15 protein-coding genes and 1 pseudogene are annotated in these 14,631 nt (G+C 64.5%); 8 read left to right on the plus strand and 8 right to left on the minus strand.

The window, feature by feature from the left end; all coding sequences use genetic code 11:
• Together C486_RS04460 and C486_RS04465 are read left to right on the plus strand one after the other, a co-directional pair.
• On the plus strand, positions 1–340 hold a 340-nt coding region (locus C486_RS04460; RefSeq protein WP_008453504.1), incomplete at its 5' end, for a COG1361 S-layer family protein.
• 3 nt (positions 341–343) lie between these two features.
• A complete protein-coding gene (locus tag C486_RS04465) occupies positions 344–2,881 on the plus strand; it encodes an efflux RND transporter permease subunit (RefSeq protein WP_008453506.1) in 2,538 nt (845 codons plus the stop codon).
• A gap of 158 nt (positions 2,882–3,039) precedes the next feature.
• On the opposite strand, the gene C486_RS04470 is transcribed toward C486_RS04465, so the two are convergent.
• Positions 3,040–3,849 carry a hypothetical protein gene (locus C486_RS04470; RefSeq protein WP_049910152.1) on the minus strand — a complete coding sequence of 270 codons (810 nt, stop codon included), beginning with the start codon at positions 3,847–3,849 and terminating at the stop codon, positions 3,040–3,042.
• A gap of 106 nt (positions 3,850–3,955) precedes the next feature.
• Between C486_RS04470 and C486_RS04475 the strand changes: the two genes are divergently transcribed.
• Positions 3,956–4,351, plus strand: coding sequence for a CopG family ribbon-helix-helix protein (locus C486_RS04475; RefSeq protein WP_008453510.1), 396 nt, complete (start codon positions 3,956–3,958; stop codon positions 4,349–4,351).
• A gap of 80 nt (positions 4,352–4,431) precedes the next feature.
• On the opposite strand, the gene C486_RS04480 is transcribed toward C486_RS04475, so the two are convergent.
• The 3 genes from C486_RS04480 to C486_RS22760 form a co-directional block, all read right to left on the minus strand.
• Entirely contained in the window at positions 4,432–4,764 is a 333-nt protein-coding gene (locus tag C486_RS04480) for a chorismate mutase (protein ID WP_008453512.1), read from the minus strand.
• Positions 4,761–5,633 (minus strand): shikimate kinase, encoded by an 873-nt coding sequence (locus C486_RS04485; RefSeq protein WP_008453514.1) that lies wholly within the window; start codon positions 5,631–5,633, stop codon positions 4,761–4,763. Before C486_RS04485 ends, C486_RS04480 begins: the two co-directional genes overlap by 4 nt.
• 123 nt (positions 5,634–5,756) lie before the next feature.
• Entirely contained in the window at positions 5,757–5,966 is a 210-nt protein-coding gene (locus C486_RS22760; RefSeq protein ID WP_083865995.1) for a GNAT family N-acetyltransferase, read from the minus strand.
• A 58-nt stretch (positions 5,967–6,024) separates the two neighbouring features.
• Between C486_RS22760 and C486_RS04490 the strand changes: the two genes are divergently transcribed.
• The gene (locus C486_RS04490) at positions 6,025–6,456 is read left to right on the plus strand and encodes a DUF5796 family protein (RefSeq protein WP_008453515.1); all 432 of its coding nucleotides are present in this window, start codon (positions 6,025–6,027) and stop codon (positions 6,454–6,456) included.
• Positions 6,456–6,701 (plus strand): DUF7508 domain-containing protein, encoded by a 246-nt coding sequence (locus tag C486_RS04495; RefSeq protein WP_008453517.1) that lies wholly within the window; start codon positions 6,456–6,458, stop codon positions 6,699–6,701. The genes C486_RS04490 and C486_RS04495 overlap by 1 nt, the downstream gene beginning before the upstream one ends.
• Positions 6,702–6,704: 3 nt before the next feature.
• Here the strand turns inward: C486_RS04495 and C486_RS22565 are convergent, their stop codons facing one another.
• Positions 6,705–6,839, minus strand: a complete 135-nt coding sequence (locus tag C486_RS22565) for a DUF7128 family protein (protein ID WP_008453519.1) — start codon at positions 6,837–6,839, stop codon at positions 6,705–6,707.
• 85 nt (positions 6,840–6,924) lie between these two features.
• Positions 6,925–7,827, minus strand: a complete 903-nt coding sequence (locus C486_RS04505; protein WP_008453520.1) for a ribonucleotide-diphosphate reductase subunit beta — start codon at positions 7,825–7,827, stop codon at positions 6,925–6,927.
• 86 nt (positions 7,828–7,913) lie between these two features.
• Between C486_RS04505 and C486_RS04510 the strand changes: the two genes are divergently transcribed.
• Both C486_RS04510 and C486_RS04515 read left to right on the plus strand, forming a co-directional pair.
• Complete coding sequence (locus C486_RS04510) at positions 7,914–8,552, plus strand: helix-turn-helix domain-containing protein (protein ID WP_008453522.1); 639 nt, start codon at positions 7,914–7,916, stop codon at positions 8,550–8,552.
• A 92-nt stretch (positions 8,553–8,644) separates the two neighbouring features.
• Positions 8,645–10,824: pseudogene (locus C486_RS04515) on the plus strand (AAA family ATPase).
• Positions 10,825–11,104: 280 nt separating this feature from the next.
• Here the strand turns inward: C486_RS04515 and C486_RS04520 are convergent.
• The gene (locus C486_RS04520; RefSeq protein WP_008453525.1) at positions 11,105–13,336 is read right to left on the minus strand and encodes a CDC48 family AAA ATPase; all 2,232 of its coding nucleotides are present in this window, start codon (positions 13,334–13,336) and stop codon (positions 11,105–11,107) included.
• A gap of 117 nt (positions 13,337–13,453) precedes the next feature.
• On the opposite strand from C486_RS04520, the gene C486_RS20820 reads away from it, so the two are divergent.
• The gene (locus tag C486_RS20820; RefSeq protein ID WP_145973517.1) at positions 13,454–13,651 is read left to right on the plus strand and encodes a hypothetical protein; all 198 of its coding nucleotides are present in this window, start codon (positions 13,454–13,456) and stop codon (positions 13,649–13,651) included.
• Positions 13,652–13,884: 233 nt separating this feature from the next.
• On the opposite strand, the gene C486_RS04525 is transcribed toward C486_RS20820, so the two are convergent.
• On the minus strand, positions 13,885–14,502 hold the full coding sequence (locus C486_RS04525; RefSeq protein ID WP_008453529.1) for a hypothetical protein: 618 nt from the start codon (positions 14,500–14,502) through the stop codon (positions 13,885–13,887).
• Between the last annotated feature and the right edge of the window lie 129 nt (positions 14,503–14,631).

The raw sequence follows: 14,631 nt of genomic DNA on the forward strand, positions 1-14,631 counted from the left end.
GACCGTGACGAACATCGATGCCGGACTCTACACCGAAGGGGGTCTCGACACGTCGAACGACGAAGCCTTCGTCAAGGAACTCGAGCCCGGTGAGTCGGCCACGATTCCGTTCGATATCTCGGCGTCGATGGACGCGACCGTCGAGACGCATCCGGTCGAACTCGACTTCGAGTACGACACCGCACGAGGCGAGACAGTCCTCTCGGATGTCTATACCCATCCGATCGACGTCGAGCCCGGTAGCGACGACGGTGGCGGGTTCCCGTCGCTGATCGTCGGCCTGCTCGGTGTCCTCGCCGTAACCGGAATCGGGATCGGCCTCTGGTTGCGACGGGACTGATCGATGCCGGACCTCGACGAAATCCGCGGCGGGGCCGATTCGACGGAGCACGAGTCGTCGCTCGGGAACCGGATCACTGCAGTGATCACCGACCGACCCTGGCAGGTCGTCCTCGCGTTCGTCGTCGTCACCGTGTTGTTCATGGGTGGTATGGGTGGTGGTGGCGAACAACAGGCCGGAACCGACCAGTTTACCGACGGGCTCGAAGAACAGGAGGCCCTCGAGGACATGCAGGACGACTTCCAGACTGAAAGTCGCGAGAGCGGCAACTCGAGCGCGACCCTCTTCATCACCGACGAGCGAAACACCCTCTCGAAGCCGAGTCTCCGTCGGATGCTCGTGTTCCAGGAGCGTGCGGAAAACGAAGACGGACTCAGAATCGCGTCGTCGACGAGTCCGGCATCACTGGTCGCTCGACAACTCGATCCGGACGCCGAGACGCGTACGGAACAGCGACGCGCCATCGAGCGGGCCACCCAACGTGACTTGGAGGCGGCGATCGCGGATGCTGACGAGACCGCGGGGTTGCCGGTGAGTACGGACTTTACCCGGGAGTCAGCACAGGCCGATGTCGCTCAGATCGCGGTCACCTACGAGACGCCCCCGAACGCCGATTCAGATGACAGAGCCGAGTTACAGACGGGGACCGCCGAGTTAGCGAACGAGATCGACGGCTACGAGACGGGTGAGAACGTCGAGGTGTTCGGCGACGCGATCATTCAGGAAGAGACGCTGCAGTTGCTCGGCGACACCGCGATCGTCGTTTTCCCGGCGGCGCTGGTGTTGATCATGATCTTCCTGTTGGTCGCGTACCGCGACCCGATCGATCTCGCGCTCGGATTGGTCGCGCTGGTCATGACGTTGCTCTGGACGTTCGGATTCATGGGCTATGCGAACATCCCGTTCTCGGACTCGCTGATCACGGTCTTTCCGCTGTTGCTTGCCGTCGGGATCGACTTCGGTATCCACATCATCAACCGCTATCGCGAAGAGCGGGCGGCGGGAGTGGAGATCGGCGACGCGATGGACATCACGTCACGACAGCTCTCGGGTGCGTTCCTGATCGTCACGCTCACGACAGTCATCGGGTTCGCCGCGAACCTGACGAGTTCGCTCTCCCAACTTCGTGATTTCGGCATCGTTGCCGCCGTCGGGATTAGCTTCACTTTCCTCATCTTCGGGATCTTCCTGCCGGCTGGGAAGGTCGGCCTGGACAGACTCCGTGCGGGGACCCGTCTGCCGAACTTCGGAACGAGACCCCTCGGAAGCGAGGACTCGATCCTCGGACGCATTCTCCCCGTGGGAACGAAAGCCGCACGGATCGCTCCCGTCATCGTCCTCGTGAGCGCGCTCGTCTTCGGTGCGGCAGCGGCCAGCTACGGGACGGGTGTCGACACGGAGTTCTCCCAGGAGGCGTTCTTCCCGGATGAGGACCGCATCGCCCAGTACGAACGGCTTCCCGAGCCGTTTGCACCCGGCGAGTACACGTTCATGACCGTCCTTGACTACCTCGAGGAGGACTTCGAGCAGGGGTTCGTGGGCTCGGTCACCGTCTACGTCGACGACCCCGACGTCAGATCGGCCGCCGCCTTCCGCGAGGTCGACCGTGCAGTCACGGACCCGCCCGACGCGTTCGTCGAAACCGACCGGCGGGCAGAAGCGGACAGTCTCGTGAGCGTTCTGGAAGAACGACGATCGACCGATCCAGAGTTCGCAGCGACAGTCAGGCGAGCCGATTCGAACGGCGACGAACTGCCGGAGCGAAACGTCGATCACGTCTACGACGAACTGCTCGAGTCGGACGCCGCTCACCAGTACGTCACGAGCGACCGGAGCGCGACCCGGATCGTCTACCAGGTGGACGTCGATGCCGATCAGACCGATGCGACGAACGCTGCCGAGGCGGTCGCCGCCAACATGTCCATGGACGCGACGGCCACGGGGAGTCTGGTGGTCAATCAGGCCGTCATCGATCGCATCAGCGACTCGGCGATCACGAGCCTCGTCGTCGCGTTCGTCCTCACCGCGGGCTTCCTGATGCTGTCCTACTGGTGGCTCGAGGACCGGATGATCTACGGTGTGATCAACCTCGTGCCGGTCCTCGTTACGGTCGCGATGCTCGCGGCGTCGATGCGGCTGTTCGATGTCCCACTGTCGCCGTTTAATGCACCCATCCTTTCGGTCTCGATCGGACTGGGCGTCGACTACACGGTCCACTTCATGCACCGATTCGTCGACGAGTACGAGGCTGGGGCCGACGTCCACGAGGCGCTGGCGGTTACCGTTCGCGGAACCGGCGGTGCCCTGACGGGCAGCATGCTCACGACCGTCTGCGGACTCGGCGTGTTGTATCTCGCCCTGATCCCCCTGATCATGGAGTTCGGACTCCTGCTCGCGCTGGGGGTCTTCTATGCCTACCTCACGTCGATCCTTCTCCTTCCCTCGACGATCGTCGTCTGGGACCGCCTCGAGCGGCGATTCGGTCCACTCGGTGACGTTCAGTGGCGGGCGTCGGTTCGCTCACTGACCGGGAAGAACTAGACGGCTCGAGCCGGCTCGAGACGCGCTTTGCGACCGGTTTTCCCTGCTGGCCCGGGTCGAGTAGCGTCGGCCGACCGATCGATGCAACCGCCGGTACGTAACTGCTCGGCATTTGCTTCCGTGTTGTCTCCGAGTAATTCGTCTCGCGAGTCGGGTAGTCAAAACAGCCCCGTAATGAACCCGAGTCCCATGAGGATGAGGACCGAAGCCGAGAATGCCGGGAGGTAGGGTGTGTACTGCTCGACTTCTTTCTCGAAGTTTTGATACCCTGCGATCAGTAGCAGCGTCAGGCCGACGATACCGATGACGACCGTCACGGCGTATGCGCTCATCAGTTCGAGACAGTACTTCGAGCCAGCACACAGCGCGATAATCTCGAACTCCTCCTCGTGAGCGAATCCGAGGACGAACGCAAACCATGCGATCCCGAGAAGGCCACGGGCAGCGGCATCGTCGAGTTCATCGTGCGAATGCGTGTGTGAGGAGTGATCTCCGAACGGGAGGCGTCGCTTCAGCCGAGCTAGTTCCTCATCCGAAGAACCGGTGTCGTGCTCGTGGCCGTGCTCTGTGTGGGAGTGCTCGTGGCTGTGGTCGCCGTGAGTGTGACCGGTCGCTCCGTGCTCGTGGCCGTGGCTGTATTCACGAATCCCGAGTGCGATAAGCAGTATCCCGGCGAGGAGACTCACAGGGCCGCCGATTTGGACATCGCCGAGAACCGTGAGTGGGTCATTGAGTCGTGTAAGATCGAAGTAGTCCTTCGCGTAGAAGAAGACGGCCACCATTGCGAGGCTGCTGATGAGGTGACCGATTCCGATGAGCAGACTCGCCGCGAACCCGTACACCCATTTGTTCGTTTGATCGAGCGCATACGAGGCGGCGACCGGCCAGCCGTGGCCCGGTTCGATACCGTGGATCGCACCGAGTACGACAGCACCGATGAGCGGGCCACCCATATCGTTTGGAACCATCGATTCACTTGACACGCAGAAACCAGCACGCTTAGCAATTGTTAATACCGAACCGGGGGAATCGTCATAACGATCCTCTTGTATCTGCACGAGTCAGTTGAACCCGATGCGAACGAGTTTCAACATCCCCGACGAGGTCGTCGAGGAGTTCGACCGAGTGTGGCAAGACGAGGGGCTCGAGAATCGGTCCCGAGCGGTCAGAGAAGCGATGCTGGAGTTCATCGAAGCGCACTCTCGACTCGAGGATACGGTCGGTGAGATCGTCGCGCTCGTAGGCTTCGACTACCGTCATCACGACGTGATTCAGGACCTCCACGGCGTCCAACACGAGTATCAGGACGTGATCCTCAATACGAGCCACACGCACCAAGGCGAGTGGTGTCTCGAATCGCTGTTTTGTCGCGGTTCTGCCGAACGGGTACGTGAACTCACGTATCGCCTCCGGGATTTCGACGGGGTACGCCGAGTGAAGGTGATGATTATCCGCGATAGGACACTGTAATCGACGAACCTACGGAACAGCAACCGGCAGAACTCCAACTCCCACTCGATCGGTACACGCCCTACAGTTCCCGTGTCGTGCTATCGCTTGTCCCTTTGCTCGACCTTGTTCAGTTCGATCAGGAGTCGGAAAATCGCCTTGACGAGGTTCGCGTCGACGTCGAACCGTTCGGCGTTCTCCCCTGCCCGCTCCATGACCTGCTGTTCCTGTTTTTCGTCGGTCGTCGGCAACCCTTGTTCGTCTTTGACCGCCGCGATGGTGTCCGCAACGTAGGTTCGCTGGGCGATCAACTCGACGAGTTCCCGGTCGATCGTCCGGATTTCCTCGCGCAGTTCGTCGAGGTCCATCTCCTCGGGGGTCCGTTCCTCGTCGATTCCGCCGTCCGTCGCCGTATCAGTTGGGTCTCGAGTCATATTCGTCGTGTTCCGTCCGTTCGCGTTCGCAGTAATCGTGTCGTTCCGTCCCGCTCGGCCCATCGCTCCTGGACCGTCTCGAGCGCGTCTCGCTCACCGACGGCGACGTAACTCGGGCCGGTGCCCGAAAGCGAAACGCCTGTTACGTCGGGTAGGGCGTCGATCAGCGGCCCCGTCGAGAACCCGAGTGCGCCACAGAAGGCGAAGCCGTTGACGGTCATGGCCTCGCCGTAGCGGCCGTCGAGCGCGAGTTCCTCGACGAGGTCGGCCATCGGAGCGACGCGTTCGCAGGCCGACACGTCGGCGTCGGCGCTGTAGGCCTGTTCGGGCGGCGTGTAGACCAGCGCGTTCCAATCGACCTCCTCGCGAGCGAGCAGTGCGTCGGCCGTGTTGTCGGTCACCGTCACGCCGCCGAGCATGCTCGCGCTGGCGTCGTCGAACGCTCCGGTCGCCGTCACGCCGGCGTCGCGGGCGGCTCGAACGCCCAGTCGGCAGGCGTCGATCCGCTCGACCGCGTCGGCGACTGCGAGGGCGTCCAGCGTCGCGAGCACCGTCGCGTTGGCGGCGGCGCTGGAACTCTTCAGCCCGGCGGCCATCGGCACCTCGCTTTCGGTGTGGACTCGAGCGCCGACCGTGCCAGCGTCTACCCCGGCCTGCGCGGCGTACTCGCTGATCGTCATCGCGGCACAGCGTTCGACGAGCGTCGTATCGGCGTCGGGCTGGCCGGCGACCTCGCCGACGACCTCGCCGTCCTCGGTGAGTTCGACGGTCGCGGTCGTCTCGAGATCGATCGCGAACGCCGACCCGGTGCCGGTCGCGAGCGCGTTGAGTACCGTCCCGGCTGCGGGGGCGACAGCACGGCCATCCATACACGGACTCTCTCAGAGGGCGTACTTACGGCTGACGATCCGTGCAAGTCGTGACTCGCTCGCGTCTGGACTGGATGCTCTCGAGTCAGAACTCGGTGTCGAGGATCCCAGAGAGGACGGCATTCACGCACGGTCTGCCGATGTAATAGTGGTCCCGGAGCCGTCCCTCCGCCCGAAGCCGAGTTTCTCGAGCACCCGCATCGAGGCATCGTTGTCCTCGAAGACACGGGCGATGACCTTTCGGAGGGGTCGTTCGTTGAAGGCGTAGCGGAGACAGAGCGTGCGGCCTCGGTTGCATACCCCTGCACGCAGGCGGGCAACGAGAGTGGGCACTCCGCCTCACGAACGACGGAGCACACTGTTTTTCCCGCCGCCAATCCAAGACGTGACAATGAGCGCGCGCAACGATGTCCCCCCGAGTACGATCGGCGTCGATTTCGTCGACGGTGGCGTGGTCGTCGAGTACCACGACGGTCGAGAGGTGTTCTACCACGGTCCCCCCGAGCCCGTCGAGGGGCCGCTAACGACCCCGCCGGGGAAGGAGGTCCACGTCCTCGTCACCGATCCCGACGGGGTCGAGGGTGCCATGACGTACGTCAACGATCGGAACACGCACGACGACATTCTCGAGTCGACCGGCGTCGGCCGCGTGATGCTCGACCGCGACGACGAGGCGGAACTGTTTCCGGGCGTGACCGTCGCGACGGACGCCTACTCGGTCCGCGTCGAGGCCGACCTCTCGGTCGTCGACGGGCGGGTGTTCGTCTTCGCCGAGGACGAACTGAGCGAACACGCCTACGAACTCGTCGAGGACACGGGCTAATGCCGCTGCAGAAACCCTGGCGCGACCTCGAGCGCGAGACGGCCGCCGCCGCGCCGGACCGGCCCGGCGTCTACGAACTCGGCGACGGATCGGGGACGGTGCTAGCGGTCGATCACGGCGTCCTCCGGGACGAACTCAAGACCGCGGTCGCCTACGGCGACGGTGAGCGCGTCCGCTGGACGGAGACACACACGCTCGAGGCGGCACGCGACCTCGCGGGCGAGCACCGCGACCGACTCGAGTAACCGTTACTGGATGTACGTCGGATCGGAGCCGTCACACCGCGTTTCGTGTGCCGCCGCGTCGGACTGCTCGTCGAAGAGAAGCCCGCAGGTCTCACACTCGTACCAGGTAGTGTCGTCGCGCTCTGTCTGGACGACCATGGGAGACGATGGACCACGGATGACAAAAGGAGTTTCTCCGGTTACCGTCGCCGTCGAACGGGGCGTCGGCCCGGACCGCTCGCGATCAGGCGTCGAGTTCGGTTAGCTCTTCGACGGCCGGGATCTGCTCGCTCGCGGAGGTGATCTGTTGCATTCGCTGTTCGTGTTTCGTGTACGCGTAGTCGGCCAGATCGCCGGGGTTCGGGCCGGGGCCGTCCTCGGAACTGGCCCCTTCGTCGCCCGCGATACTCTCTTGGACGAGCGGCACCAGTTCGTCGATCGTCTCGCGGAGGAGGTCCGGCTCGACCGCGCCGTCGCTGACGAGCCCCTTGAGTTTCGCCATCCCGAAGCCGACGTGGCGGCCCTCGTCGCTGCGAACCAGCTTGAGCCCCTCGACCAGCCCCGGGAGATCGGGCAGGTCGGGCTCGTTCTCACCGTAGGCGAGGGTAAGTCCGTAGTAGCCGGTCTGGGCCAGAATCCCCTCGATCGTCAGGTGGTAGTGACAGTAGGCACGCGCTCGAGTGTCGGCTGTGTCCTCCTCGAGAAGCCGCGCCATCGCCCGCTCGTTGCGTTCGAACAGTTCGTCGTAGGGCTCGTTGAACCACCGCTCGTCGGTTGGCGAGGTGCGGTCCTGCCCGCGTCGCTCCTCTTCGACGTGGATCACGTCGCGCCAGTAGCGATCGAAGAAGTCGGTGTGTTTCGACTCCTCGTAGAGCTGCGTCGTGATGAACATCTGATCGTTGATGTCTTCAAGCACGATCGCCAGCGGCGCGAGGTCCTCGGTCACCGACTGCTCGCCCGCGCCGAACAGCGCGAGCGACTGCTTGAGGCCCGTAAAGGCGGACTCGGGGAGTTCGGCGACGCCCTCGAGATCCGCCTCGAGATCGATCTCGTGGGGGTCCCAGTGTTTCTCGACCGCGTTTCGGTAGTAGTTGTGCGATCGAACCGTCGTATCGAGTTGCATCACGGGGTGGTCGTTGGCGGCCATACTCACCCGAACATATGCGTCGCAGTCCGATGAGGTTATATCTCATGCAGTAGGGCGTTTATATATCTCGCCGTTGAAGGGCCGCTATGGGACTCATCGCTGAGTTTCAGCTCAGTTCCCCTGACCTCCCGTTGACGGACGCGGTTGCGGCGGTCCCGGACGTCACGCTCTACATCGAGCGGATACTCGTCATCGACCCCGACCGACCCGTCGTCCTCTGTCGCGCGGTCGGGGCCGACGACGGGTTTCTCGAGGCGCTCGCGGCGGACCCGACGGTCGACACGTACGCGACGATAGACGACGGTAACGGGGAAGGAGATGCGATGTACCGCATCAAATTACGGAACCCGCCGCTCCCGATCTACCGGAAGTACGTCGAACTGGGGACCACCCCGCTGGGTGGCATCGTCACCGTCGACGGCTGGTGGGGACGGGCCCGCTTTCCCGACCGGGACGCGCTCGCGGAGTACCGCGCGTTCTGTACGGACCGCGGCAGTACGTTCAAACTCGAGCGACTCACGCGGGAGTCGTCGACCGACGACCCGCCGTTCGGTCTCACCGACGAACAGTACGAGGCGCTCGTCACGGCCCACGAAGCGGGCTACTTCGCGGTCCCGCGGGAGGCCTCGACCGAAGTCGTCGGCGATCGACTCGGTATTTCCGCCCCGTCGGCCTCCGAACGGTTGCGCCGCGGGATCGATCGGTTACTCGAGAACGCCCTGTAACGCATGCCCGGCCCCTCGTCTCGAATGGGCGGCGACGGCAAACCGCCGGTGAGAGGGCAATTCTCAAGACGACTGGTCCGAAAGGAACGTGTATGAGCTCGTCGGAATCGGACGGCGTGACGCTGTCGGTCCGCGCTGCGGAGAAAGGTGACGCCGGCCGGGGCGTCGCACGGATTCCCGAACCGACGCGTCGCCAGCTCGGTATTCTGAGCGGCGACACCGTTGTGATCGAGGGCACGGAGACGACGGTCGCCAAGATGTGGCCCGCCGACCAATCGGTCCCCGAAACCGCCATCCAGATCGACGGGGACACGCGTGCGAACGCCGGCGTCCACGTGGGGGACACGGTTTCCGTCCGCGCGAAGGACAAGTCGGCTATTACCGACGCCGACCGAGTCACGCTGACCGCGCCACCGGGACTGCCCGAACGTCAGCGACGAGCCGCCGAGAACGAAGCGACGGAAAAACTACGCAACCGGCCGGTACGTGCCGGTGAACAGGTCCGGATCGAAGGGATCGACCAACAGCCGTTCAGGGTTACCGACACTGATCCCGACGGGGACGTTCGAATCACGAACGCGACGACGATTCGGATCGTCGACGCCGAAGCGGGACCGAGCGGCACCGCGAGTTCGACCGACTCCGGGACGACCGATCGCGGCCGCGACTCGACCGAGTCGTCGGGGACGGCAGTCACCGCCGACGCCGGGGCCGCGGGCGGCATCGACGGCCCCGGGCCGAGCTCCGGCGTCACCTACGAGGACATCGGCGGGTTGGACGAGGAACTCGAGCTCGTCCGCGAGATGATCGAGCTCCCGCTGTCCGAGCCGGACCTGTTCCGCCGGCTGGGCGTCGAGCCCCCATCGGGTGTGCTGCTGTACGGCCCGCCGGGGACGGGCAAGACGCTGATCGCCCGTGCGGTGGCCAACGAGGTCGACGCCAATTTCGAGACGATCTCCGGCCCGGAGATCATGTCGAAGTACAAAGGCGAGAGCGAGGAACGGCTCCGCGACGTGTTCGAGCGCGCCGAGGCGAACGCGCCGACGATCGTCTTCTTCGACGAGATCGACTCGATCGCCGGCCAGCGCGACGACGAGGGAGACGCCGAAAACCGGATCGTCGGCCAGCTGTTGACCCTGATGGACGGCCTCGACGCCCGCGGCGAGGTGATCGTTATCGGCGCGACAAACCGCGTCGATACGATCGATCCCGCGCTCCGGCGGGGCGGCCGCTTCGACCGCGAGATCCAGATCGGCGTCCCCGACGAAGAGGGTCGCCGCGAAATTCTCGAGGTCCACACCCGCGGCATGCCGCTTGCCGACGACGTCGATGTCGATACGATCGCACGACGGACCCACGGCTTCGTCGGGGCGGATCTGGATGCCGTCGCGAGCGAGGCCGCGATGGCCGCGATCCGCGATCGGCCGACCGATACCGAGGAGCGCCAGGATTGGAGCCGGAACCCGACGGTCCGGAAAACGCACTTCGATTCCGCGCTCGCGTCCGTCGAGCCGTCCGCGATGCGCGAGTACGTCGCCGAGTCGCCGACCACCGACTTTTCGGACGTCGGGGGGCTTTCGGAGGCGAAACAGACGCTCCGGGAGTCCGTCGAGTGGCCGTTGACCTACGATCGACTCTTCGAGGAGACCAACACCGAGCCGCCGTCCGGCGTCCTGCTGTACGGCCCGCCGGGGACCGGCAAGACGTTGCTCGCTCGTGCGCTGGCGGGTGAAACGGACGTCAATTTCGTCCGCGTCGACGGTCCCGAGATCGTCGACCGCTACGTCGGCGAGTCCGAAAAGGCGATCCGCGAGGTGTTCGAACGCGCTCGCCAGTCGGCCCCGTCGATCGTCTTCTTCGACGAGATCGACGCGATCACGGCCGCCCGCGGCGAGGGCCACGAGGTCACCGAACGCGTCGTCTCACAGCTGTTGACCGAACTCGACGGGATGCGGGAAAACCCAAACCTCGTCGTGCTGGCCGCGACCAACCGCAAGGACCAGATCGATCCCGCCCTGTTGCGCCCCGGCCGGCTCGACACCCACGTCCTGTCTCTTATACACATCTCTNNATCGATCTCGGCGACCTCGCGGCCGAACTCGAGGGATACACCGGTGCCGACCTCGAGGCGCTGGTCAGGAACGCCTCGATGCGAGCGATCCGCGAGGTCGCCGACGAGTACGGGCCCGAGGCGGCGAACGAACGGGCGTCGGAGGTCGTCGTCGACCGCCGGCACCTCGAGGCCGCACGGGAGGAAATGGACACGGCATAACCCGGGCGGCGGATGGCGGGCAACGGGGTCGTCCTATCGGCGTCGAAGGACCGGTCGCGACACCTGTCACACGAACTGTTGCGAGGATGTCCGTCAGACGCCACGCGCACGTTCAGCCGAGATGATCAACTCGGCAGGGCCATCGAACACATTGGCCGCCGTCGCCGACAATCGTGACTCCAACGAGTCGGACGCGGATCGCTGGCCATCGGCGCTCAAGAGAACTCCCCGCGGAAAACGAACCGCGCCTCCCAGGGGCCGGGGTGGTCGACGACCGCGACTACTGGAAGCCGATGCGGCTCCCACGACGACCCGTCGGATCGGGGCCGCCCGCCGAACCGCCCTGGAACTCCTCTTCGATCCGCTCGTAGTAGTCGAGGATATCGTCGGTGATCGTCGGCCGGACGTTCTCCATGGCCTGCCGGAAGTGACGCATCTCGACGATATCGGCCTCCTCGTCCTCGCGCAGGGCTTCGATCGCCGCCTCGCGGGCGATGGACTCGAGGTCGCTGCCGACGTAGCCGTCCGTGATCTCGGCGATCTCGCGCAGCGTGACGTCCGCGGCCAGTGGCGTGTTCTCGGTATGGATCTCGAGGATGCGTTCGCGGCCGTCGACGTCGGGCTCGCCGATCATGACGAGTCGATCGAAGCGCCCCGAGCGCAGTAGTGCGGGGTCGATCATGTCCGGGCGGTTGGTCGCGCCGATGACCATCACGTTGCCCATCTCCTCTAACCCGTCGAGTTCGGTCAGGAGCTGGTTGACGACCCGCTCGGAGACGTTCGAGCCAGTCTCACCGCCCCGGCCCGGCGCGAGCGCGTCGAGCTCGTCGAAGAAGATCACCGTCGGCGAGACCTGGCGGGCCTTGCGGAAGGTCTGACGGATGGCTTTCTCCGACTCGCCGACCCACTTGCTGAGGAGTTGCGGGCCGCGAACCGAGATGAAGTTCGCGTTGGTCTCGTTGGCGACGGCTTTCGCCATTAGCGTCTTGCCGGTCCCCGGCGGGCCGTACAGCAACACCCCGGCCGGCGGATCGACGCCCAGCCGGTCGAACCGCTCGGGGCTCGAGAGGGGCCACTCGACGGATTCTTGGACCTGATCCTTGGCGTCCTGGAGGCCGCCGACGTCGTCCCAGGAGATCTTCGGCAACTCCACGAGGACTTCCCGCATCGCCGAAGGTTCGACCTCGTTTAACGCGCCACGGAAGTCCTCCCGTTTGACGATCATCCGGTCGATCAGGCTCGGCGGGATGTCCTCCTCGTCGAGATCGATCTCGGGGAGGTACCGCCGCAGCGCCTTCATCGCGGCCTCCTTGGTGAGGCTCTCGATGTCGGCCCCGACGAAGCCGTGGGTCTCGTCGGCGAGGTGACCGAGGCTGACGTCGTCAGAGAGGGGCATGCCGCGGGTGTGGATCTGCAGGATTTCCTCGCGGCCCGTCTCGTCGGGGACGCCGATCTCGATCTCGCGGTCGAAGCGACCGGGGCGACGCAGCGCCGGATCGACGCTGTCGACGCGGTTGGTCGCCGCGATGACGATGACCTGTCCCCGTGACTCGAGGCCGTCCATCATCGTCAGCAGCTGGGCGACGACGCGGCGCTCGACCTCACCGGTGACGTCCTCGCGCTTGGGTGCGATGGAGTCGAGTTCGTCGATAAAGATGATCGACGGCGACTCCTCGGTGGCGTCCTCAAAGATCTCCCGGAGTTGCTGTTCGGATTCGCCGTAGTACTTTGAGATGATCTCCGGCCCGGCGATAGAGAAGAAACTGGCGGAGGTCTCGTTGGCGACCGCTTTGGCCAGCAGGGTCTTCCCGGTGCCCGGCGGCCCGTGGAGGAGCACGCCCTGTGGCGGCTCGATGCCGAGCTTCTTGAAGATCTGCGGGTGTTTCATCGGGAGTTCCACCATCTCCCTGACCCGTTGGATCTCGTTTTGGAGGCCGCCGATGTCCTCGTAGGTGATACCGCCCCCGGTCTTCTCGAATCCCGAGATGGGTTCCTCGCGGAGTTCGACGTCGGTATCCTCGGTGATGAGGACCACTCCCTCGGGGTCGGTCTCGACGGCGATCAGCGGGATCGCCTGGCCCGGCGACCGCATGAACGGGTGGTTCGTCGAGGACATCACCGGGACGATGTCGCGGCCGACGACCGGTCGCTTGAGGATCTGCCGTTTCACCATGCCGGCGGCGTCGGAACCGAACTGGACCGACGCCTCCTCGGGCGGTGCAAGCACCAGTTTGTCGGCTTTCGTCGCTTCGGCCTTCCGGATGGTCACCCGTTCGCCGATACCGACATCGGCGTTCTGGCGGGTGAACCCGTCGATACGGACGGTGTCCGTGTTCCAGTCCTGCCGGTCTGCACGCCAGACCTTCGCGGCAGTCGTATCTGCACCCTCGATCTCGATGATGTCGCCCGGACTCAGCTTCAGATGCAACAGCGTGTCCGGGTCGAGTCGGGCGATACCACGACCCGAGTCGTTCGGGTACGCCTTCGCAACCTCCAGTTGAACTTCGTTCATATTTTAGGGACGGCGATGTCAATGACTCCGATTCGTGCGCGGATAGGTTTTTTGCTAGTGTGAGTCATTTCCTGTGCTAGTAGCTATCACACACAGGTAGGACCGGACGCTACAAAGATGTACCGGCCTCGGTTGGTTTTGGCCCTATCGACGCCGTCCGAACGCAAACGGAGAGAGGTGGCCATCTGTGTCTTCCGACTCGAGAAGGACATGCGAACCCTCGCTTTCGACGGCTGCATGGATGTCAGCGGCGACATGATCCTCACCGCGCTCCTCGATGCCGGTGCCGACCCCCCGTTGTCCTCGAGCCCGTGACCGATGCCTGCGGTCGGGTACCGGATCGGCGAGTCGGACACGAGCGGTATCACTGCGACGACGGTCGACGAGTTCCTGCCGGACGCGGATAGCGACGGTGATGTACGACGATGCGGCGGCGGTCGCACACGAGACTCTCCCGGTTCGAACGATCATCGAGCGGCCGTCGGGTGCGGGCCTCACGACCCGTCTCGGTCGGCGGTCGAAAAAGCGATATTGCGTTGGAAAGCTTCTCAGCCGACGAGGAGTCCGATCAGGTCGCCAATCGCGGACGACGTCTCGGTGTCCGAGTCGGTCGTCGAATCGACGATTTCGTCGAGGGCCTCGTCGATCGTCTCGTCGTCAGGGGTCTCGTACTCGTCGTCGCCGTCGGTTTCCTCACCGTCGTCAGCGTCGTCGTCTTCGCCGTCCTCTCCGTTGCCGTCCTCGCCATCGTCGTCATCGGCGAAGTCGCACGCGGTCGCCGTGCCGGTGAACGGATAGGTGGTCGAGTCGACCGCGTAGTCACACGTCTCACCGCCGGCGTTGACGCGGACCAGATCCGGGTGGTCGCTGCCGACGTAGCCTTCGTACGTCCACTCGACTTCGACCGGGCCGTCGTCGGTGTACTCCGTGGCGGTCAGGGAGACGTCGTCGTTGCCGTCCAGTTTCTCGATCACGAACTCGTCGCCGGTCCACGTCGCCTTGGCGAACTGCTCGAGGTCGCCGTCGTCGTTGTAAAACGTGATGGTGTCGATCGCGTCCGCTTCGGTGTCTTCGTTCTCGCCTGCGGTTGCCGTGCCGGCAACACCTGCAACCGTCATGCTCCCGACGAGAGCGACTATCAACAGTGCGGTGAATATCCGTTTCATAGTTTCTTGATCGGGTGATCGCACACGTACTCGAACACTGCCCGAGGGGACACGGGTCGCCACGGCTCACGGCGTTGCACGGCGGCCGTGACTCGCTTTTCCATGCAGATCACCCGTCGAAATCGACCG

The sequence above is a fragment of the Natrinema gari JCM 14663 genome (genome assembly GCF_000337175.1).
Classification (GTDB): Archaea; Halobacteriota; Halobacteria; order Halobacteriales; family Natrialbaceae; genus Natrinema; species Natrinema gari.